Annotated in this window: 20 protein-coding genes and 1 tRNA gene; 10 read left to right on the top strand and 11 right to left on the bottom strand. The window is 65.9% G+C overall.

The features are described from left to right. Position 1: 1 nt before the first annotated feature. The 3 genes from ACFOHJ_RS08925 to ACFOHJ_RS08915 all read right to left on the bottom strand — a co-directional run bounded on the left by ACFOHJ_RS08925 (position 2) and on the right by ACFOHJ_RS08915 (position 2,215). Positions 2-433: a DUF2948 family protein gene (locus ACFOHJ_RS08925; RefSeq protein WP_378220140.1), complete on the bottom strand. Its 432-nt coding sequence runs from the start codon at positions 431-433 to the stop codon at positions 2-4. 77 nt (positions 434-510) lie between these two features. Further along, positions 511-1,800, bottom strand: coding sequence for a UDP-N-acetylglucosamine 1-carboxyvinyltransferase (gene murA / locus ACFOHJ_RS08920; protein ID WP_378220139.1), 1,290 nt, complete (start codon positions 1,798-1,800; stop codon positions 511-513). Positions 1,801-1,924: 124 nt separating this feature from the next. Next, the gene (locus tag ACFOHJ_RS08915) at positions 1,925-2,215 is read right to left on the bottom strand and encodes a hypothetical protein (protein ID WP_378220138.1); all 291 of its coding nucleotides are present in this window, start codon (positions 2,213-2,215) and stop codon (positions 1,925-1,927) included. Between the two features lie 194 nt (positions 2,216-2,409). Here ACFOHJ_RS08915 and ACFOHJ_RS08910 point away from each other — a divergent pair. Next, positions 2,410-2,484 (top strand) — tRNA-Thr (locus tag ACFOHJ_RS08910). Positions 2,485-2,522: 38 nt separating this feature from the next. Here the strand turns inward: ACFOHJ_RS08910 and ACFOHJ_RS08905 are convergent. Next, positions 2,523-3,833, bottom strand: coding sequence for an O-antigen ligase family protein (locus ACFOHJ_RS08905; protein WP_378220137.1), 1,311 nt, complete (start codon positions 3,831-3,833; stop codon positions 2,523-2,525). Between the two features lie 166 nt (positions 3,834-3,999). Here ACFOHJ_RS08905 and ACFOHJ_RS08900 point away from each other — a divergent pair, with 166 nt between their 5' ends. The 5 genes from ACFOHJ_RS08900 (at position 4,000) to ACFOHJ_RS08880 (ending at position 7,340) form a co-directional block, all read left to right on the top strand. Next, entirely contained in the window at positions 4,000-4,200 is a 201-nt protein-coding gene (locus ACFOHJ_RS08900) for a hypothetical protein (RefSeq protein WP_378220136.1), read from the top strand. Further along, positions 4,197-5,204 carry an acyltransferase family protein gene (locus ACFOHJ_RS08895; protein WP_378220229.1) on the top strand — a complete coding sequence of 336 codons (1,008 nt, stop codon included), beginning with the start codon at positions 4,197-4,199 and terminating at the stop codon, positions 5,202-5,204. Before ACFOHJ_RS08900 ends, ACFOHJ_RS08895 begins: the two co-directional genes overlap by 4 nt. A gap of 120 nt (positions 5,205-5,324) precedes the next feature. After that, positions 5,325-6,641: an NAD(P)H-dependent oxidoreductase gene (locus tag ACFOHJ_RS08890; protein WP_378220135.1), complete on the top strand. Its 1,317-nt coding sequence runs from the start codon at positions 5,325-5,327 to the stop codon at positions 6,639-6,641. Between the two features lie 65 nt (positions 6,642-6,706). Continuing rightward, a complete protein-coding gene (locus tag ACFOHJ_RS08885) occupies positions 6,707-6,937 on the top strand; it encodes an AbrB/MazE/SpoVT family DNA-binding domain-containing protein (RefSeq protein WP_378220134.1) in 231 nt (76 codons plus the stop codon). After that, the gene (locus ACFOHJ_RS08880) at positions 6,927-7,340 is read left to right on the top strand and encodes a PIN domain-containing protein (protein WP_378220133.1); all 414 of its coding nucleotides are present in this window, start codon (positions 6,927-6,929) and stop codon (positions 7,338-7,340) included. Before ACFOHJ_RS08885 ends, ACFOHJ_RS08880 begins: the two co-directional genes overlap by 11 nt. 9 nt (positions 7,341-7,349) lie before the next feature. Here the strand turns inward: ACFOHJ_RS08880 and proC are convergent, their stop codons facing one another. After that, a complete protein-coding gene (gene proC, locus ACFOHJ_RS08875; RefSeq protein WP_378220132.1) occupies positions 7,350-8,165 on the bottom strand; it encodes a pyrroline-5-carboxylate reductase in 816 nt (271 codons plus the stop codon). Positions 8,166-8,416: 251 nt separating this feature from the next. On the opposite strand from proC, the gene folD reads away from it, so the two are divergent. Next, positions 8,417-9,316: a bifunctional methylenetetrahydrofolate dehydrogenase/methenyltetrahydrofolate cyclohydrolase FolD gene (gene folD / locus ACFOHJ_RS08870; RefSeq protein WP_378220131.1), complete on the top strand. Its 900-nt coding sequence runs from the start codon at positions 8,417-8,419 to the stop codon at positions 9,314-9,316. A gap of 30 nt (positions 9,317-9,346) precedes the next feature. Next, positions 9,347-10,345, top strand: a complete 999-nt coding sequence (locus ACFOHJ_RS08865) for a GlxA family transcriptional regulator (RefSeq protein WP_378220130.1) — start codon at positions 9,347-9,349, stop codon at positions 10,343-10,345. A gap of 15 nt (positions 10,346-10,360) precedes the next feature. Here ACFOHJ_RS08865 and edd read toward each other — a convergent pair whose 3' ends face one another. The 3 genes from edd to zwf all read right to left on the bottom strand — a co-directional run bounded on the left by edd (position 10,361) and on the right by zwf (position 14,443). Then, positions 10,361-12,184 carry a phosphogluconate dehydratase gene (gene edd / locus ACFOHJ_RS08860; RefSeq protein ID WP_378220129.1) on the bottom strand — a complete coding sequence of 608 codons (1,824 nt, stop codon included), beginning with the start codon at positions 12,182-12,184 and terminating at the stop codon, positions 10,361-10,363. An 82-nt stretch (positions 12,185-12,266) separates the two neighbouring features. After that, on the bottom strand, positions 12,267-12,989 hold the full coding sequence (pgl, locus tag ACFOHJ_RS08855; RefSeq protein ID WP_378220228.1) for a 6-phosphogluconolactonase: 723 nt from the start codon (positions 12,987-12,989) through the stop codon (positions 12,267-12,269). Continuing rightward, positions 12,971-14,443, bottom strand: coding sequence for a glucose-6-phosphate dehydrogenase (zwf, locus tag ACFOHJ_RS08850; protein WP_378220128.1), 1,473 nt, complete (start codon positions 14,441-14,443; stop codon positions 12,971-12,973). The genes pgl and zwf overlap by 19 nt, the downstream gene beginning before the upstream one ends. Before the next feature lie 196 nt (positions 14,444-14,639). Here zwf and ACFOHJ_RS08845 point away from each other — a divergent pair, with 196 nt between their 5' ends. Together ACFOHJ_RS08845 and ACFOHJ_RS08840 are read left to right on the top strand one after the other, a co-directional pair. Then, the gene (locus ACFOHJ_RS08845; RefSeq protein WP_378220127.1) at positions 14,640-16,115 is read left to right on the top strand and encodes an aldehyde dehydrogenase family protein; all 1,476 of its coding nucleotides are present in this window, start codon (positions 14,640-14,642) and stop codon (positions 16,113-16,115) included. A 5-nt stretch (positions 16,116-16,120) separates the two neighbouring features. After that, positions 16,121-16,867: an SDR family oxidoreductase gene (locus ACFOHJ_RS08840; protein WP_378220126.1), complete on the top strand. Its 747-nt coding sequence runs from the start codon at positions 16,121-16,123 to the stop codon at positions 16,865-16,867. 27 nt (positions 16,868-16,894) lie between these two features. Here the strand turns inward: ACFOHJ_RS08840 and ACFOHJ_RS08835 are convergent, their stop codons facing one another. From ACFOHJ_RS08835 to ACFOHJ_RS08825, 3 genes are all read right to left on the bottom strand, one after another. Beyond that, positions 16,895-17,674 (bottom strand): SH3 domain-containing protein, encoded by a 780-nt coding sequence (locus ACFOHJ_RS08835; protein WP_378220125.1) that lies wholly within the window; start codon positions 17,672-17,674, stop codon positions 16,895-16,897. A 241-nt stretch (positions 17,675-17,915) separates the two neighbouring features. Next, on the bottom strand, positions 17,916-19,208 hold the full coding sequence (locus ACFOHJ_RS08830; protein WP_378220124.1) for an NAD(P)/FAD-dependent oxidoreductase: 1,293 nt from the start codon (positions 19,206-19,208) through the stop codon (positions 17,916-17,918). A 66-nt stretch (positions 19,209-19,274) separates the two neighbouring features. Further along, entirely contained in the window at positions 19,275-19,643 is a 369-nt protein-coding gene (locus ACFOHJ_RS08825) for a four helix bundle protein (protein ID WP_378220123.1), read from the bottom strand. Positions 19,644-19,675 lie beyond the last annotated feature (32 nt).

Here is a 19,675-nt window from a genome sequence, read left to right as displayed (position 1 = left end):
TTCAGATTCCGTGTGCGGGGCGCGAGGCCTCCCAGGCGCCGCCGAGATCGGCAAGGCGGGCCTCGATACATTCGACTTCGAGCATGATGGCGCCTTCGCCGGCGAAGATCAGCTCGACGATGCCGGCCGGCTCGCGGATCGGCACGAAGCTGATCGCCAGCAGCGACAGCACTTCAGCCGGCTTGTCGCGGGAAATCCCGCTGAGCTTGACGCCCAGCACCCGGTCGAAATGCAACACGCTTTGCCGGCGCTCGTTGTGCTTGTGGAAGAAGCTCGACCGCTTCTCCCAGGCGAAGCGGTTCATCGGCAGGATGAAGCGCTTGGCCGCGGGCAGGTATTCGAGATCGCCGACCCGCATGACGGCGTCCTGCGCGCAGGCGGAGACGATGCCGAGGTCCTGTTCATCGAGCGCGATGAGCTTGAGGGCGTCCATGCGTGTTTCGCACCTGCGAAAAGGTTGCTGTCAGCCTTTTGTTAGGCGGTCTCCGCCGGCAGCGCAACCATGGCGCGTCAGCCGGAAATACGTTCGATGGTCGCGCCGCAGCCGGAAAGCTTCTCTTCCAGCCGCTCGAAGCCGCGGTCGAGATGGTAGACGCGGTTGACGGTCGTCTCGCCTTCGGCGGCGAGCCCGGCGATGACCAGCGACACCGAAGCGCGCAGGTCGGTCGCCATCACCGGCGCGCCTTTCAGCGCAGCCACCCCCTCGACGACGGCTGTCTGGCCCGAAAGCGTGATGCGCGCGCCAAGCCGCGCCAGCTCCTGCACATGCATGAAACGGTTCTCGAAGATCGTCTCGGTGATGCGCGATTTTCCCTTGGCCATGGTCATCAGGCCCATGAACTGCGCCTGCAGGTCGGTGGGGAATCCGGGGAACGGTTCGGTCGTGATGTCGACCGGCGAGATGCCCGCGCCGTTGCGGCGCACCCGGACGCCTTCATTGGTCGGCGTGATTTCGGCACCGGTCTGGCCGATCACGTCGAGCGCCGACTGCAACAGGTCCGGCTCCGCCCCTTCCAGCATCACGTCGCCGCCGGTCATCGCTACCGCCATGGCATAGGTGCCGGTTTCGATCCGGTCCGGGATCACGCGCACGCGCGCGCCCGATAGCCCGTCGACGCCGTCGATGGTGATGGTGGAGGTGCCGGCGCCCGAGATTTTCGCGCCCATGGCGTTGAGGCATTCCGCGAGGTTGACGATCTCCGGCTCGCGGGCGGCGTTTTCGAGCACGGTCTCGCCGCGCGCCAGCGAGGCTGCCATCATCAGCACGTGGGTGGCGCCGACCGAAACCTTCGGGAAGACATAGCGGTTGCCCTTGAGGCGGTTCTTCGCCCGCGTGATGACATAGCCGTTCTCGACGTCGATCTCGGCGCCCAGCGCCTGCAAGCCTTCGATGAACAGGTCGACCGGGCGCGTGCCGATGGCGCAGCCACCGGGCAGCGACACCTTCGCCTCGCCCATGCGCGCCAGAAGCGGCCCGACGACCCAGAACGAGGCGCGCATCTTCGACACCAGTTCGTAGGGCGCAGTGGTGTCGACGATGTTGCGGGCGGAAAAGTTGATGGTACGCGAATAGCCTTCCCGCTGGTTTTCGCGCCGGCCGTTGACCGAATAGTCAACGCCGTGGTTGCCGAGGATGCGGATGAGCTGCTCGACGTCGGCCAGATGCGGCACGTTTTCCAGCGTCAGCGTATCGTCCGTCAGCAGCGAGGCGATCATGAGGGGGAGGGCGGCGTTTTTCGCGCCCGAAATCGGAATGGTCCCGGCCAGCTTGTTGCCGCCGACAATCCTGATGCGATCCATGAAAAACAGCCTTTCCGGCAGGCAAGCCGGTTTCAATCGGTTGAGGGAGGTCCTCTAGACTATCGGTGTCCCCGGTTCAAGAAATAGGATTGCGCGGCGGCTTGCGCCAACGGCGATCCCGCGATCACTCTTTTTCCTCCCGGCCGGCGCCGAGCCCTTCAGGCCGGGTGTCGGCCTGGCCCGCCCGGCGCGAACGCGCCTGCGCCTTGCGCTTCTGCAGGTTGGCGCGCAACGCCTCGGCCAGCCGCGCCTTGCGTTGCGCGGCGGCGTCATTCGCTTCGCTGTCCTTATGAGCCATGTAGTCGTCCCGACCCTTGTTGGCAGTCATGGTCGCGATTGTGGCGAGCGCATGTCGATCCGACAGCGCAGACTCGCCGATCCACACGTAATTTACGCGCGCGGGCCCGTACGGCAAGCCATTCCGCGCGCGCCGGCTTGGCAGGAGACGGCCGCATCAGGGACACTCCGAAGCCAACGCCCCGGTGTCGCCGCGATGCGACCCCGACGGCGCTGCTGCCGGTTATTCCGGCGCAGTTGAGCCATCTTCTGCACAGAGTCGCATTTTCACCTGTTGACGAAACCGTCAAAATCAAGGAAACAGCCCGCGACGCTGCCGTAGCTCAGTGGTAGAGCACTCCCTTGGTAAGGGAGAGGTCGAGAGTTCAATCCTCTCTGGCAGCACCAGTTTCCTTTTCATTCCACCATCCGACCGGGCGTGCCGGTCACCGCCGGCTATAGGACAGCGCGGCGGTGGCCGGTGAGAACCCGGTTACTTGGCGGGGCACATAGAAGTCGGGCTTGCGGATGGAGATCATCAGCAGCGCCGCGACGAATATGATGAAAAGGAAGTTGTAGGGCATGTAGAAGATGCTCTCGGTGACGTTGATCGTCAAAAGCATGCCGATCAGCACGTTGAGCCCGAGCCAGCTATTGTCCGGCGCCGCGATATGCAGGCTGGCGCCTTTTACCAGCGTGCGCACGACCAGCACCATGAACGGCACGAAGCCCAGGAGCCCGAACGACAGCAATATGTCGCGGTAGCCGCTGTGCGCGTTGGGGCTGCCCCAGTCGATCTCCGCCTTGATCTTCCAGCCGGCGCTGCTGCCGCCGCTCCAGAACGCCTGGTAGCCGTAGCCGAGCAGGGGCTTTTGCGCGATGGCCTCGTCCTCCAGCCGCCACATGGGGACGCGCCCGGTAAGGCTGGTGTCCTTTCCGAGGGCGGCGAGCGAAGGCACGACGATCTCGGAGCCGATGAAATAGGCCGCTCCCGCCCCATTCAGTGTGAGCAGGACGAGCGCCACCCGTCCGATTCCCTTGAGGCGCTTGAGCCGGCGGAAGAAAAGCACCAGCAAAAGAGCGACCAGCACCGACAGCAGGCCCGTCGCCGAGCCGGACGCCAGCAGGCAAACAAGGCTCGTCGCCACGACGATAAGCCCTAGCCGCCGCGAAACCGCCCCCTCCCATGTCAGGATCGCGCCCGCCAGCAGCGCCACGGCAGCATGCCAGCCGAGCAGGTTCTTGTGCGAGAACAGGCCGCTGATGCTGCCGTCCGGCATCCGTACCGTGGAGGGGGCGACGACCAGCAGGACGAGGCTGAACAGGAGGGCGGGGAAAAGGGCCGCCACGATGACGAACAGGAACTGCCGCGGCGTGAAGCGGATCGCAATGATATAGGCGAGCGCCATGGAAAGCGTGAGCGCGAGCGCCCGGCGCAGGCTGATCGAGCCGCTGGTCGACCAGGCCACCGAAAGGAACGGCAACACGAACAGGAAGGTGATGAGCGGGCGATGCCGCAGCGTCAGCAGAATCTGCTCGATGTTGTTGGCGACCAGCATGACCGTTATGGCAAAGGCGGGCAGGAGGATCACATTCGCACTGAGGCCGCCTGTCGCGTCGCTTTGCAGATAGAGGGCGATCGGGACCCCCCAGCACTCGATCCCGCGCCAGGGAATCGAGACGTTGCCCAAGCGGATGCGGCCATAGCTTGTCACCACGCCTCCATCGTCTTCCTGCGCTGTGGCTTCTCCAGCCATTCTATCGGTCTCGGGCAGGCGGGTCCTTCATCATAATGGCTGTGGCCGGTGTCGCCGATTTGGGGAGGTGGCGGGGTTTTTCTTTCGCGCGCCGGCCTCGTATTGTTCTGCCGCAAGCGTTGGCTTCATCGGCAACGCATCCACGACCGCGTCGGCGGGTAACGGCATGAACGTGACGGCTGGAACATTTGGCGGGAGCCCGCGCCTCTCGGCGCCGGCCGCTGCCACCGCGGGCAAGGCCATTCCCTCGCTTGACGGCATTCGCGCGGTTTCGATCCTGATCGTGTTCCTTTCGCATGCCGGGCTGTCGCGCTTCGTCCCCGCCAGTTTCGGCCTGACGCTTTTTTTTTCCTTTCCGGTTACCTGATCACGACGCTGCTTACCCGTGAGGCCGATCGCTACGGCTCGATTTCGCTGTCGGCGTTCTACCGCCGCCGGGCGATCCGCCTGCTGCCGCCGCTGCTGGTCACGCTGGCGCTCGCGGCGGTGGCCTGCTGGTTCGGCCTGATTTCGGGCGAGATCGACGCCCGTTCGCTGGCGAGCCAGATCTTTTTCTTCAGCAACTATTATAACCTCTATGGCCCCGCCCATCAGGGGCTAGGCGGCACCGGGGTCCTGTGGTCCCTTGCCGTGGAGGAACATTTCTACCTGCTGTTTCCACTGCTTTTCATCTTGCTGTTCAGGGGCGCGATCGGCATCCGCCACATCGTCGCGCTGGTGGTGCTGGTGCTTGCCTGGCGCTGCGCGCGCATCGCCCTGTGGGGCACCGACGAATGGACGATCTATTTTTCAAGCGACACGCGCATCGATTCGATCCTGTTCGGGTGCCTGCTGGCGCTCCTGGAGTGGCGCGGCTTCCGTTTCCCGGAGGGCTGGGCGGCATGGCCGATCCTCGTCGCCGCGGCCTGCCTGCTGCTGCCGACCTTCATCGTTTCCAGCGACTTCTTCCGCTCGACGTTCCGCTATTCGCTGCAGGGATTGGCCCTGATGCCGTTCTTCTTCTACGCCGTGCACAAGCCGTCGGCCTTGCCGTTCCGGCCGCTGAACTGGCCGCTTGCACGCCGGATAGGGGTATATTCCTACAGCATCTATCTGTGCCACGACGTGTTCATCGATGCGCTGGTGCGTCAGGGTGCGTCCACGGTTTCCGTCCTGGTCTTCGCCGGCGTGCTGTCTGTCGGCTACGCGGCGCTGCTTCACGAACTGGTCGAGAAGCCGTTTCGCGGCATGCGTTCGCGCACCGTCGGCCACCCGGTCCAGGCCGGCGCGGCGGTGGGGCCGGCAGCGGTCGAGCGAGCCTCAGATGACACCTTGCAGCCGGGTCGCGGGGCTGGTACACAACCCGCGTTCGGCCGAGGCCGAATGCCCTGATTTCAAGGCTTTCAGGGGCGGATCGAGGAGTTTTCCCTCGCTGGCCGCCCTGTGCCTTTTCCTGAAAACGGCGTGAGTTCGGCTTGCGGGCGCCATGCCGCGCCAGCAGCGGATGTCGTCATGACCAATGTCACCCTCACCGGTCTTGCCCGCGAACTAGCCGAGCGGGCGTCCGCGAACCGGCCCGTGCGCATCGGCGTCATCGGCTCCGGCGAGATGGGCACCGACCTGGTGACGCAGGGCATGCTGATGCCGGGCATTTCGGTCTGCGCGATTTCGACGCGCCGCCCTCATACCGCCCGCAACGCCATCCGCGTCGCCTATGGCGACGAAGCGATGGCGCGCGAGGCCGACACGCCCTCCAAGGTCAACGAGGCGATCGAGGCCGGCAGGATCGCCATCACCTCCAACGAGATGCTGGTCACCAACCCGCTCATCGACGTGGTCATCGACGCCACCGGCAAGCCGGGCGTCGCCGCCGATTTCTGCCTGTCGGCGATGGAGCACGGCAAGCACCTGGTGATGATGAACGTCGAGGCCGACGTCACCATCGGCTGCCTGTTGAAGCAGGAGGCCGACCGGCTCGGCGTCGTCTATTCGGTCGGCGCCGGCGACGAGCCCTCCTCCTGCATGGAACTGATCGAGTTCGCCACGGCGCTGGGCTACACCATCGTTGCCGCCGGCAAGGGCAAGAACAATCCGCTCAACCACGATGCGGTGCCCGACGACTATCGCGCGGAGGCCGAGCGCCGCAACATGAACCCGCGCATGCTGGTCGAGTTCGTCGACGGCTCCAAGACCATGGTCGAGATGTGCGCCATCGCCAACGCCACCGGGCTGGTGCCCGACGTGCCCGGCATGCACGGCCCCAAGGCCGACCGCGATTCGCTGGCCAGGGTGCTGATACCGCGCGAGGACGGCGGCCTGCTCGCCAAAAAAGGCGTGGTCGACTACACGGTGGGCAAAGGCGTCGCGCCCGGCGTTTTCGTCATCGTCGAGGCGACGCATCCGCGCATCATCGAGCGCATGGACGACCTGCATATCGGCCACGGTCCCTATTACAGCTTCTTCCGGCCTTATCACCTGACCTCGCTGGAAGTGCCGCTGACGGCGGCGCGCATCATGCTGCACGGCAAGCCCGACATGGTGCCGCTGCCGCGCCCGGTGGCCGAGGTCTGCGCGGTCGCCAAGCGCGACCTTGCCGCCGGCGAGACCTTCGATGCCATCGGCGAGACCTGCTACCGTTCCTGGACGATGACGGTCGGCGAGGCGCGCGCGCAAAATGCCGTCCCGGTCGGCCTGCTGGAAGGCGGCAAGGTGCTGAAGCCGGTCAGGAAGGGCGAACTGCTGACCACCGCCAACGCGCTGCCTGACACCACGACACGGCTCTATGCGCTGCGCAAGCGCCAGGACGAGATGCTCTACGGCAAGGGCTGATGTCTTGCAGGTCGCACCGTTAGGATATACATTGCGTACAGTGTATATCATGGCGAGGTCGTTCCATGCGTGTGGCGAAATGGGGGAATAGTCTTGCCGTCCGTATCCCCGGCGCCGTTGTCGAGGCGCTGGAACTCCGGGAAGGCGATGAGATCGAGTTGCGGGCGGTGGACTGGCGCGAGTTGGATCTGGTTCGCCGGCCTACCCGTGAGGACCTGATCGGGCGCTTGCGGGAATACCGCGGCATGCTGCCGTCCGATTTCAAGTTCGATCGCGAAGACGCGAATGCCCGATAGGCCGCCTCGCTTCTTCGATACCAACGTCCTGCTTTATCTGGCGTCGGGCGATGAGGAAAAGGCGGGCCGCGTTGAACGGCTACTCGCCGAAGGCGGCGCCATCAGCGTTCAGGTCTTGAGCGAACTGGCCAATGTAGCCCGCAGGAAAATGCATCTGTCGTGGAGCGAGACGCGGGCGTTCGTTACGCCCTATCGGATGCTGCTTGCCGTCGTTCCGCTGACGCTGGACGTCCACGAGGCAGGCCTCGAAATAGCCGATCGGTACCAGTTATCGGTTTATGACGGCATGATCGTCGCCGCGGCACTGGCCGCGGATTGCGGCACGCTGCTGTCGCAAGACATGCACCACGGGCTCGTGGTGCGTGGAAAGCTGACGATCCTCAACCCGTTCGCCGGGAATTGACGCGAGCGGCTACTTTCCCAGTTCGATCGCCCGCAGCCTTGCGGCTTCCACGGCTTCCGTCAGCAGTCTGGTGAGGCGGTCTTCGCCCATCAGCACGCCCAGCGCAGCCGCCGTCGTGCCGTTGGGGCTGGTGACCCGCTCGCGCAGCGTCCCGGGTTCCTCAGAACTTTCGGCGGCAAGGCAGGCGGCGCCGTAGACGGTCTGGCTGGCGAGCAGCTTCGCCGTATCCTCCGGCAGGCCGGCGTGCCTGGCGGCGGCCGTCAACGCCTCGATGAAATGGAAGATATAGGCCGGGCCGGAGCCGGACACGGCCGTGACCGCGTCCATCAGGCTCTCGTCGGAAATGGTCGCCACCTCGCCACTGACCGACAGCAGGTCGGCGACGGCCTGGCTGGTTTCCTGCGAAACCAGCGGGTTGGCGTAGAGCACCATCATGCCCTTGCCGATCGCGGCCGGCGTGTTGGGCATGCAGCGGATGATCGGGGCGCGCTCGCCGAGCACCTCCTCGAAGGTGGCGACCGGCGTGCCGGCGGCGATGCTGAGGAAGGTGGTGTGGCCGTCACCGAAGCGCGCATAGGCGCCGGTTACCTCGCGGATGACCTGCGGCTTGACCGCGATCACCACGAGTTGCGGCACGGCGTCGGCGGGAATGGCGCCCGCCTCGGCGGCGGCCCGGCAGCCGAGCGCCTCCGCGCGCTGGCGCAGCTCCGCGTTCGGCTCGACCACGAAGACCTCGCTCGCTGCGAGCTTGCCCGAACCGACCCAGCCCGAGAGCATGGCGTAACCCATATTGCCGCAGCCGGCGAGAACAAGCCTGATCGTCATTGGAATCCTCCGAGGAAAGACGTTCTTTAGAGCCTCGGGCTGCGCGAGGGAAGGCCTGTAAAACGGCATCGATTTCGGGTTTACGGCATCGGGCGGCGCAGGGGCGGTATTGCGCCCCGGTATTTTCGTGGAATGCTGGGTCCGGCGTATTTGCGCGACACCGCACGAATATGCGATGAACCTACAACTTCAAGCACGATCCCGCGAGGGGCCATCCCTTCGGCGTGCGCCGACAGCAGGACAGACCAGGCATGGCCAAACTGATCGACGGAAAAAGCGTCGCAGCCGACGTTGTGAACAAGGTGAAGGCCATGACGGCCGATCTGGTTGCCAAGAACGGACCCCAGCCCGGCATCGCCGTGGTCATCGTCGGCGAGGACCCGGCGAGCCAGGTCTATGTCGCCTCGAAATCGCGCACCGCCAAGGAATGCGGCTTCCTGTCCGTCCAGCACGCCTTGCCGGCCGAGACCTCCGAGGCCGCGCTGCTGAAGCTAATCGACGATCTCAACCGCGATGCCGCCATCCATGGCATCCTGGTGCAACTGCCGCTGCCCGGCCATATCGATTCCGGCAAGGTCATCCAGGCAATCGCGCCGGAAAAGGACGTCGACGGCTTCCACTTCATCAATGTCGGCAAGGTTGGCACCGGCGAGCTGGAAACGGCTTTCGTGCCCTGCACGCCGGCCGGCTCCATGCTTTTGATCGAGCGGGCGCGCGGAAAGGATCTGTCCGGCCTCAACGCCGTCGTTCTCGGCCGTTCCAACATCGTCGGCAAGCCGATGGCGAACCTGCTGCTTGCCGCCAACTGCACCGTCACCGTCGCCCACAGCCGCACGAAGGATTTGCCGGCGCTGGCGCGCACCGCCGATATCCTGGTCGCCGCCGTCGGCCGGCCGCAGATGGTCAAGGGCGACTGGATCAAGCCGGGCGCGACCGTCATCGACGTCGGCATCAACCGCATCCCCGCGCCGGAGAAGGGCGAAGGCAAGACGCGGCTGGTCGGCGATGTCGATTTCGCCGAAGCCGAGAAGCTGGCCGGCGCCATCACGCCGGTGCCGGGCGGCGTCGGGCCGATGACCATCGCCATGCTGATGGCCAACACGCTCGTTTCCGCCTATCTTGCCGCCGGATTGAAACGCCCGTCCTTCTGATTCCCGTCCGACCGACCGAAAGCGCCTGCCTTGCCGACAGTACCCGCCCCCTTGGACCGGCCGATCAGCATCGATCCCATCCAGGGCGGCCGGCAGTTCGCTTTCCTTCTAGTCGACAAGTTCTCGATGTTCTCGCTGGCGGCGGCGATCGATACGTTCCGTTCGGCCAACCGCCTGCTCGGTCGCGATTTCTACGGCTGGACCACGGTTTCGGCCGACGGCGAGGCCGTCATGGCCTCCAACGGCATTCCCATCAAGATCGACTATGCGGTGGCCGACGTTCCGCCCGTGGACATCCTGTTCGTCGCGGTCGGGCTGACCACGGAGTTCCCCGGCAAGAGCAAGGTGCTCGGCGCGCTGCGGAGCTGGGGTCGCCGGGGTGGCGCTTTGGGGGCGCTTTCGGTCGGCTCCTATCTCCTGGCCGAGGCGGGCCAGCTCGAAGGCTACCGCTGCACCATCCACTGGGAGAACCGCGCCGGCTTCGTCGAGCGCTTCCCCGATATCAACTGCACCGGCAACGTCTACGAGATCGACCGCAAGCGCTACACCTGCGCCGGCGGCACCACCTCGATCGACCTGGCGCTGGAGATCGTGCGCGGCGACCTTGGGCCCGCCATTGCCAACGGTGTCGCCAACCAGTTCCAGCACGAACGCATACGCTCGGCCGGCGACCGCCAGCGCGTCGGGCCGGAGCGCGACCTGACGGGCAAGTCGGACAAGCTGCGCAAGATCGTCGAACTGATGGCCGACCATCTCGACGAGCCGCTGTCGGCCCTGCAACTGGCACGCACGGCCGGCCTTTCGGTGCGGCAGGTGGAGCGGCTGTTCCTGCGCCATCTCACCATGACGCCCGGCCGCTATTACATGCGCCTGAGGCTGGAGCGGGCGCGCGAGCTTCTGCGGCAGACCAACATGCCGATCCTCGACGTGGCGATCGCCACCGGCTTCACCTCGCATTCCTATTTCGCGCAGAGCTACCGCCAGCAGTTCGGTCGTCCGCCGTCGGAAGAACGGCGCACGACCTACTGATCCGGCTTTAGCGCCTCAGGCCGTTCCGAACGCGCTGGCGCCGAGGTCGGCCCGGGTGGCCATGGCGCGAAAGCCGGTGAACAGTTCGCGGCCGAAGCCGAAGGCATTGGCCGACAGGTCGGCGACCGGCGCCGGGCGCTGCGCCAGTTCGGCATCCGGTACCTTGAGTTCCAGCGTCCCGGCTTCGGCGTCGAGGCGCACGAGGTCGCCGTCGCGCACCTTGCCGATCACCCCGCCCTCCAGCGCCTCGGGCGTGACGTGGATCGCCGCGGGCACTTTGCCGGAGGCTCCCGACATGCGCCCGTCGGTCACCAGCGCCACGTGCTGGCCGCGATCCTGCAACACGCCGAGCACGGTGGTCAGCCTGTGCAGTTCCGGCATGCCGTTGGCCTTCGGCCCCTGGAAGCGGACGATGGCGATGAAATCGCCCGTCAGTTCGCCGGCCTTGAAGGCGTCGTTGAGTTCGGCCTGGTCGTCGAACACCCTGGCCGGGGCTTCTATGACGCGCCGCTCCGGCTTGACGGCCGAAGTCTTGATGATGGCGTGGCCGAGATTGCCGGAAAGCACCTTGAGCCCGCCCGTCGGCTGGAAGGCTTTTGGGAAGGGAGCGAGTATCTTCTCGTCGCCGCTTGTTGCGGGCGCGGGCTCGCGCTGTACGGAACCGTCGGCGCCGAGCTTCGGCTCGATGGCGTAGGGGCGCAGGCCTTCGCCGAACACGGTCTGCACGTCCTCGTGCAGCAGGCCGGCGTCGAGCAGTTCGCGGATGAGGAAGCCCATCCCGCCGGCGGCGGCGAAATGGTTCACGTCGGCGAGCCCGTTCGGGTAGACCCGCGCCAGAAGCGGCACGGCTTCCGACAGGTCGGAAATGTCCTGCCAGGTCAGTCGGATGCCGGCGGCGGCGGCGATGGCGATCAGGTGGATGGTGTGGTTGGTCGAGCCGCCGGTGGCGTGCAGGCCGACCACGCCGTTGACGATGACGCGCTCGTCGACCATCGCCCCGACCGGTGTGTAGGCATTGCCGAGCGCGGTGATGGCCAGCGCCCGTTTTGCCGCTTCCCTGGTCAGCGCATCACGCAGCGGCGTGCCCGGATTGATGAACGAGGCGCCCGGCAGATGCAGGCCCATGATCTCCATCAGCATCTGGTTGGAGTTGGCCGTGCCGTAGAAGGTGCAGGTGCCCGGCCCGTGATAGGATTTCGATTCCGCTTCGAGCAGTTCGGCGCGGCCACATTTTCCCTCGGCGTAAAGCTGGCGCACCTTGGCCTTTTCGTCGTTGGGCAGGCCGCTGGTCATCGGCCCGGCCGGAATGAACACGGCCGGCAGGTGGCCGAAGGAAAGGGCGGCCATCAAAAGGCCGGGCACGATCTTGTCGCAGACGCCGAGAAAGGCGGCGGCATCGAACATGTTGTGCGACAGGCCGATGGCCGCCGCCATGGCGATCACGTCGCGCGAAAACAGCGACAGTTCCATGCCCGGCTGGCCTTGCGTCACGCCATCGCACATGGCCGGCACGCCGCCCGCCACCTGGGCGATGCCGCCGGCTTCCTTCGCCGCCTGCTTGATCAGTGCCGGGTAGGTTTCGAACGGCTGGTGCGCCGACAGCATGTCGTTATAGGCGGTGATGATGCCGAGGTTGGGAACGCGGTCGCCGCCGAGCGCGACCTTTTCCGAAGGGCTGCAGACGGCAAAACCGTGGGCAAGGTTGCCGCAGGAAAGCACGGAGCGGTTGGCGGTGCTGCCGCGCGCCTGCGCGATGCGGGCGAGATAGGCTTCGCGGCTGGCCTTGGAGCGCTCGCGGATGCGGTCGGTAATGGTTTCGATGTCGTGTCTGGCGGTCATGGCGCTATCCCGGCGACGTGGCGTTCCTACGAAGCGCCCCACCTTTGCCGTCACCGCTCGAGGGTAGGGGCGTGATGGCGCCTCAAGGCGCCCAGAAAACCTCGATCGGTTTCGCCGAGGCGTCGATGACGGTCCGGATCGGCTTTGCCGGTCCCGGCTCCATCGCTGCGTCGAAGGTGGCCCGCTTTTCCGCGCCTTCGATATGCAGCGCCAGGAAGCGAGCCTCGACGATCCGGGCCATCGACAGGGTCAGGCGCGGCTCGCCGGCGCTTGCCGCATGAACCGGCAGGATGGTCCTCTGCGAGGCCGGGTCGAGCAGGGCGGGCAGGTTCGCCGCATCGGGGAAGAACGAGGCGGTATGGCCGTCATTGCCCATGCCGAGCACGGCGACGTCGAGCGGCCATGCCAGCCTGCGCAGGGCAGCGTCGGCCACCACCGCTGCCGCCTCGATCTTTTCCGCCTCGTGGTAGAGCGGAACGAACCTGGCTCGTGAAGCTGCGTTTTGCAGCAGGCTTGCGTCTACCAGCCGGGCGTTGGAGCGTTCGGATGTCGCCGGCACGAAACGCTCGTCGATCAGCGTCACGACAACCTTTTCCCAGGCGATGGCTTGCGTGGACAGCGCGGCGAAGAACTTTGCCGGCGTGGTGCCGCCCGAAACGGCAAGGAAGGCCGCGCCGCGTTCGGCAATGGCCTCGGCCAGATGGCGGGCGACGACGGCGGCGAAGGCGGATGCCAGTTCGTCGCGGGTCGCAAAACCGTGCCAGGAAAAGTTGCCCTTCATGCCGCTCAGTTGCTTTCGTGCCAGGTGCGCCCGTCGCGCTCGATCAGCGCGATCGAGGCGGAGGGGCCCCAGGTGCCGGCGGTGTAGCCCTGCACTTCCTGCTGGCCGGTGGCCCAGGCGTCCTGGATCGGGTCGATCCATTTCCATGCCGCCTCGACCTCGTCGCGGCGCATGAACAGCGTCTGGTTGCCCCGGATCACGTCCATGATCAGGCGCTCATAGGCGTCCGGCGAGCGTCCCTTGAAGGATTGCGCGAAGCTCATGTCGAGCGGGATCTGGCGCAGCCGCATGCCGCCCGGACCGGGATCCTTGATCATGATGAACTGCTTGACGCCCTCGTCGGGCTGCAGGCGGATGACCAGCTGGTTGGGGAAGATCGGCCCGGCGCTCTCGCCGGCGAAGATGGAATGCGGGATCGGCTTGAACTCGATGACGATTTCCGAGACGCGGCTTGCCAGCCGCTTGCCGGTACGCAGGTAGAACGGCACCCCGGCCCAGCGCCAGTTGGCGATCTCGGCCTTGATGGCGACGAAGGTCTCGGTGTTGCTGGGGCTGCCCAGTTCCTCGACATAGCCCTGCACCGGGCCGCCGGCGGAAGCGCCGGCACGGTACTGGCCGCGCACCGTTTCTTTCGGCGCCTCCGTGCCGTTGACGCGCTTCAGCGCCCGCAGCACCTTCAGCTTCTCGTCGCGCACCGCATCGGCGTCCATGGAGGAAGGGGCTTCCATGGCCACCAGGCAGAGCAGCTGCATGATGTGGTTCTGCACCATGTCGCGCAGCGCGCCGGCCTTGTCGTAATAGGTGACGCGGTCCTCGAGCCCCACGGTTTCGGCCACCGTGATCTGCACGTGATCGATATGGGCCGAGTTCCACAAGGGTTCGTAGAGCGCATTGGCGAAGCGCAGCGCCATCAGGTTCTGCACCGTCTCCTTGCCGAGATAGTGGTCGATGCGGAAGATCTGGCTTTCGTGGAAATCGCTGCCGATGAGATCGTTCAGCGCATGAGCCGAGGCGAGGTCGCGGCCGATCGGCTTTTCGACGACGATCCGCGAATTGGGCGTGATCATCTTGTGCTCTTTGAGCTTGTGCGAGATGTCGCCGAACAGCGAGGGCGATACGGCGAGATAGAAGGCGCGAATGCGGTCGCTTTCGCCGATCTTCTTCTTCAACTGGTCGAAGCCGGTGCCGCTGACGGCGTCGGCGGCCACATAGGAAAGCCGTTCCAGGAACTTCGCCAGTTCCTTGGCGTCGATGTCTTCCTTGGCGACATGCTCGGAAATCGCCTTCCTGGCGAAGGCCTGGAATTCCTCGTCGCTCATCTTGGAGCGCGAGGTGCCGATGATGCGCGTCGGCTCGGAAAACTGATGGTCGCATTGCCGGTAGTAGAGCGCCGGCAGCAGCTTTCTTTCCGAAAGGTCGCCGGTGCCGCCGAAGATGATGAAATCGAAAGGGTCCACGGGAATAATCTGGCTCGTCATTGGGGTCCGTTCCGGCGCCGGCTCATCTTGCCGGAGTTGATATAATCTAATCGATTTAGATTGACCAGTGCCTTGGTGTCACAGCATCAAAACGATCACTGGTCCAGCACGATGGCAGACCGATAGGCGATAGTCACCATGCCTTCGCCTGTGCAACATAGGGTTCGAGCGGGAGAAGCCAAAGGAGAAAAAGGACATGGGTTCTCACCTTTCAGCGAGCGTCGCTCAGGATCGCGCCTTCATGCAGCTGGTCGACGGCAAGCCGGCGGATTCTCTTTCGGGCGAGCGCCTCGATGTCGTCTGTCCTTCGGATGGCAAGGTTTTCGCCTCGATCCCGCGTGCCGGCGTGGCCGACGTGGACAGGGCGGTGCAGGCGGCGCGCCGGGCCTTCGACGAGGGGCCTTGGGCGAGGATGCCGGCGGTGGAGCGCGGGCGCATCCTTACCCGCCTCGGCCTGCTGGTCGAGAAGAACGGCGACGAGCTGGCGGCGCTGGAATCGCGTGATACCGGCAAGCCGGCGCGGCAGGGCCGGGCGGACGTCACCGCCACCATGCGCTACTACGAGTTCTACGGCGGCGCCGGCGACAAGATCCACGGCGACACCATTCCCTTCCTCGACGGCTATACCGCGCTGACGCTACGCGAGCCGCATGGCGTCGTCGCCGGCATCATTCCATGGAACTACCCGCTGCAGATCCTGGCCCGGGTGGCGGGCGCAGCGCTTGCCATGGGCAATACGCTGGTGGTGAAGCCGGCCGAGGACGCCTCGCTGACCGCGATCCGCATCGCCGAACTGGCGCTCGAGGCAGGCCTGCCCGAAGGCGTGTTCAACGTCGTCACCGGGCTCGGGGCGGAGGCGGGTGCGGCCCTTTCGGCGCATCCCGGCGTCGACTACGTCACCTTCACCGGCTCGCCCGCCACCGGTGCCGCCATCCAGCGCGCGGCGGCCGGTAACAATCGCGGCGTCACCATGGAACTGGGCGGCAAGTCGCCGCAGATCGTCTTCGCCGACGCCGATCTCGACAAGGCGCTGCCGGTGCTGGTCAACGCCATCATCCAGAACGGCGGCCAGACCTGCTCGGCCGGCAGCCGCGTCTTGGTTGAGCGGCCGTTCTACGACGAAGTGGCGGCGGCCCTGGCCAAGCGCTTTGCCGCGCTGGTCGCCGGCCCGCACGACGCCGACCTCGACCTCGGCGCGCTGATCAGCGCCAGGCAGCGGCAGCGTGTCTCCGCCCTGGTCGAGCAGGCCGAACAGGCCGGCATCCCGGTGCTGGCGCGCGGGTCCATCCAGGCGGATGCGCCGGCCGGCGGCTTCTATTTCGCGCCGACGCTGTTCGGCACGGTCGATCCCGCCGCCGCCATCGCCCGCGAAGAGGTGTTCGGCCCGGTGCTGACCCTGTTTGCGTTCGACGGCGAGGAAGAGGCGATCCGCCTCGCCAACGGCACCGACTACGGGCTCGTCGCCGGGGTCTGGACCCGCGACGGCGGCCGCCAGCACCGCGTCGCCAAGCGGGTTCGCTCCGGCCAGGTTTTCGTCAACGGCTATGGCGCCGGTGGCGGCATCGAACTGCCTTTCGGCGGCTTCAAGCGCTCCGGCCACGGCCGGGAAAAGGGCTTCGAGGCGCTCTACGACATGTCGGCGACCAAGACCATCGTCTTCAACCACGGGTGAAAATCATGCGCCTGAAAGACAAGGTAGCGGTCATCACGGGGGCCGCGTCCGGCTTCGGTGAAGGCATGGCCCGGCGTTTCGCCGAGGAAGGCGCCAAGGTCGCCGTCGCCGACCTCAACGGCAAGGGGGCCGAGCGGGTCGCCGCCGATATCGGCAAGGCGGCCATTGCCGTTACCGTGGACGTTTCGCAATCGGCCGAGTTCGACGCCATGATCGACGCGGCGATGGACAGGTTCGGCCGCATCGACGTCATGGTCAACAATGCGGGCTACACCCACCGCAACGGCGACATGCTGGGCGTGGACGAGGCGACGTTCGACCTCATCACCGCGGTCAACATGAAGGCGATCTACCACGCCGCACTTCGAGTGGTGCCGATCATGGAAAGGCAGGGCGGCGGCGTGATCCTGACGACCGCCTCGACCGCCGGCTTGCGGCCGCGCCCGGGGCTGACCTGGTACAACGCCTCGAAAGGCTGGGCGATCACCGCGACCCGGTCGATGGCGGTGGAGCTTGCGCCCAAGAACATCCGCGTCAACTGCCTGTGCCCGGTTGCCGGACAGACCGGCATGCTGGAAAAATTCATGGGCGCCGATACGCCGGAAATCCGCGAGAAATTCCGCGCCTCGATTCCGCTTGGCCGCCTTTCCACGCCGCTCGATATCGCCAACGCCGCGCTATGGCTCGCCTCGGACGAGGCGAGCTTCATTACCGGCGTTGCGCTGGAGGTGGATGGCGGGCGCTGCATCTGACGGCCCGTGCGGTAGGCAGATGCTGCGTCAGTCGCGCTTGACGTAGGTCTTGTAGACCCAGCCGCGCTTGTCCTTGTAGATGATCTCGCACCACTGGCTGCAACTGATCACCTGCACTCCCGTGCCGGCGGGCACGGTCGTCATCGCCGAGGCCCCCTTCTTGGGGCCGGAGCGCATGGTGACGGCATGGACGGTGCGGCCGTTGGCGGCGCTTGCCTCCTTGGCCGGCGCCGGGTCGATCTTCGGCTTCGCGGTCGGGATGGCGGCGGTCGCGGCGGTGTCCGGCTTGGCCCCGGTCGGGGCGGCATTGCTGCCCACCTGGGCGCGGTTGGCGGCGGCGAAGGCTGCGAGCGGCGAGGCGTCGCCCTCTTCCGGCGGCTTTGCGTCGGCAGCGGCAGCCTGGGTGTCGACGGCCTGCCGGGAAGCCTGGGCCGAAGCTGCCGGCGCCGGCTTGTCCGGGGCGTTGGGGTCTTTCCAGCGGATATTGTTGGATTTGAGCGTCGGAAGCTGTGCCTCGGCGGCGGCGGTTTCGGGCGTGACCTCGTCGCCGCGCGGAGTGGCCTGCGCGGTCGATGCTTCCGCCGCCGCCGCCGGCTCCGTTACGGCGGTCGCGGCAGCGAGCTGGCTTTCGGCGGCTTCGTGCCGGGTATCGGCAAAGGCCGCCCGCTCGCCCGAAGGCATGGCCAGCCACAGCGCCAGCCCGGCGATGCCCAGGAACGAGGCCGTGCCCAGCCCGGCGATGACCAGGTGCGAGTTCGACCGCACGCTGCGCCAGAACGACGGGCGGCATTCATAGCCGAACGTCATCGCCAGGCGTCGCCGTTTGGGTCTGCCGAAAATGAAGAACCCCTTCACTACCTGCCTTCTCCACCGAAGGTCGGAGCCGTTTCGCCTTATATTGTCGAAATCGGCAATGACCCGGCCAGCCTATATCGCTGGTTCTTGTCTGGTTGCGCTACCCTAGACTGAAGATTGTGGCATCACTACGCCTTTGTTAAGGAATTCGAAAGCATCGTCAACCACCTCGATGCCATCGCGTCGTCCTGGCTCAGAACCGGTCGCGCAGCGCGTACCAGTTGAGCGCGAGGAAAAGCAGCGGCGCGCGCAGCTTTCTGCCGCCGGGGAAGGGCGGGATTTTCAGCTCCTCGATCAGCTTCAGCCGGTCGCGGTTTCCCGAAACGGTTTCGGCGTAGAGCTTGCCGACGAAGTTCGACAGCATGACGCCGTGGCCGGAATAGCCGCCGGCCGAAATCACGTTGGGTATCACTTCGCGCACGAACGGCGTTCGCGGCAGGGTGATGCCGACATAGCCGCCCCAGCCATGGGTGATCTCCACGTCCTTCAGCGCGGGATAGATTTCGGCGATCTGCTTGCGGATGCCGATATGGATGTCCTTGGGGTCGCTGACGGCGTAGATTTCGCGGCCGCCGAACAGGAGCTGCCCGTTCTTCGCCTTGCGGAAATAGCGCACGACGAAGCGGGAATCATCCACCGCCTCGCCGCCCGGCAGCACCGGCGTGTCGTCGCCGAGCGGCACGGTGGCGCCGATGAAGGAGCCGATCGGCATGATGTGGGCGGCGCTCACCGGCTCCAGCGTGCCGCCATAGGCATTGACGGTGACGAAGCATTTTTGCGCGGTGACGGTGCCCGAGGGCGTCGTCACCCGCACCTTGCCGCCGGCCGATGCGATCCCGGTAGACGGCGTCTGCTCGAACAGGTGTGCCCCTGCCTGCGCCGCCACCCGGGTGGTGCCGATCACCAGCTTCAGCGGGTGGATATGGCCGGTGCCGGTGTCGCGCACGCCGCCGAAATAGCGCGGCGAGCCCAGCCGTTCCTCCGTTTCCCGCGCGTCCATGAAGGACAGGTGCGGATAGCCGAAGCGGTTGGCCATGATTTCGGCATGGGCCTTGTAGCCGGCGACGTAGCGCGGCTTGTGCGCCACCGAGAGCTGGCCGGGAACGAAATCGATATCGATCGCGTTGGCGGCGGCGAAATCCAGGAGATGCGCCTTGGCCTCTTCCGCCAGGTCGAACAGCGCCTTGGCGCGGGTAAAACCGAGGTCGGCCTCCATCTCTTCCGCCCAGGCGCGCTGCCCGGTGCCGAGTTGGCCGCCGTTGCGGCCGGAAGCGCCGTCGCCGAAGCGATGGGCCTCGATCAGGACGACATCGGCGCCGGCCTTGGCCAGATGCGCGGCCGCCGAGAGGCCGGTGAAGCCGCCGCCGACGATGACGACGTCGCAGGTCCGATCCCCATAGAGCGCAGGATAAGTTGGGCGCTCACCTGCGCTGTCCTCGTACCAGGAACGGCCGGGGGAGATGGGGGATTGGTAGGGATGAGACATGGGGAACCGGGAGGGGGAAGAGAGTAAGGGAGTGGGGGAGTAGGGGAGTAGGGGAGTAGGGGGAGGCTAGGTCTCGGTCAATTTGCGGAGCAGCAGGCGTAGCAGTTTTCCGACGCTGTCGGCGCGGGCCTGCAAAGGGGAAATAGAATCCGCGGATGCGACACCCGTACGCTCCGCGATCAGGAGATGGGTTTCCAGTTCCTTCAGCGAGCCTTGGGCTACCCTGAGAAACTGGACATAGGGCCCCCGCTGCTCTCGCCCGTACCCTTCTGCAATATTGGCCGGTATCGAGGTGGCGGCTCGTCGAACCTGACTGGTCAAACCGTAGAGTTCTTCCTTCGGCCAAAGCCGGGTTGCGGTGTAAATTTCGACGGCCATCTCCACGGCCTGTTGCCAGACAATAAGGTCTTGATAGGTGCCTCCCCTATCAGGCATTTCCCCCTACTCCCCTACTCCCCTACTCCCCT

The sequence above is a fragment of the Aquamicrobium soli genome, from assembly GCF_042646345.1.
GTDB lineage: Bacteria > Pseudomonadota > Alphaproteobacteria > Rhizobiales > Rhizobiaceae > Mesorhizobium > Mesorhizobium soli_A.
This window is presented reverse-complemented; position numbering and strand designations above follow the sequence as displayed.

Bases quoted from the DNA above. Each gene is read 5' to 3' on its own strand.
- ACFOHJ_RS08840 (WP_378220126.1), top strand. From the start codon at position 16,121: ATGCGCCTGAAAGACAAGGTAGCGGTCATCACGGGGGCCGCGTCCGGC.
- ACFOHJ_RS08835 (WP_378220125.1), bottom strand. From the start codon at position 17,674: ATGACGTTCGGCTATGAATGCCGCCCGTCGTTCTGGCGCAGCGTGCGG.
- ACFOHJ_RS08825 (WP_378220123.1), bottom strand. From the start codon at position 19,643: ATGCCTGATAGGGGAGGCACCTATCAAGACCTTATTGTCTGGCAACAG.
- ACFOHJ_RS08925 (WP_378220140.1), bottom strand. From the start codon at position 433: ATGGACGCCCTCAAGCTCATCGCGCTCGATGAACAGGACCTCGGCATC.
- zwf (WP_378220128.1), bottom strand. From the start codon at position 14,443: ATGACGAGCCAGATTATTCCCGTGGACCCTTTCGATTTCATCATCTTC.
- murA (WP_378220139.1), bottom strand. From the start codon at position 1,800: ATGGATCGCATCAGGATTGTCGGCGGCAACAAGCTGGCCGGGACCATT.
- ACFOHJ_RS08885 (WP_378220134.1), top strand. From the start codon at position 6,707: ATGCGTGTGGCGAAATGGGGGAATAGTCTTGCCGTCCGTATCCCCGGC.
- edd (WP_378220129.1), bottom strand. From the start codon at position 12,184: ATGACCGCCAGACACGACATCGAAACCATTACCGACCGCATCCGCGAG.
- ACFOHJ_RS08890 (WP_378220135.1), top strand. From the start codon at position 5,325: ATGACCAATGTCACCCTCACCGGTCTTGCCCGCGAACTAGCCGAGCGG.
- proC (WP_378220132.1), bottom strand. From the start codon at position 8,165: ATGACGATCAGGCTTGTTCTCGCCGGCTGCGGCAATATGGGTTACGCC.
- ACFOHJ_RS08880 (WP_378220133.1), top strand. From the start codon at position 6,927: ATGCCCGATAGGCCGCCTCGCTTCTTCGATACCAACGTCCTGCTTTAT.
- ACFOHJ_RS08905 (WP_378220137.1), bottom strand. From the start codon at position 3,833: ATGGCTGGAGAAGCCACAGCGCAGGAAGACGATGGAGGCGTGGTGACA.
- folD (WP_378220131.1), top strand. From the start codon at position 8,417: ATGGCCAAACTGATCGACGGAAAAAGCGTCGCAGCCGACGTTGTGAAC.
- ACFOHJ_RS08845 (WP_378220127.1), top strand. From the start codon at position 14,640: ATGGGTTCTCACCTTTCAGCGAGCGTCGCTCAGGATCGCGCCTTCATG.
- ACFOHJ_RS08900 (WP_378220136.1), top strand. From the start codon at position 4,000: ATGAACGTGACGGCTGGAACATTTGGCGGGAGCCCGCGCCTCTCGGCG.
- ACFOHJ_RS08830 (WP_378220124.1), bottom strand. From the start codon at position 19,208: ATGTCTCATCCCTACCAATCCCCCATCTCCCCCGGCCGTTCCTGGTAC.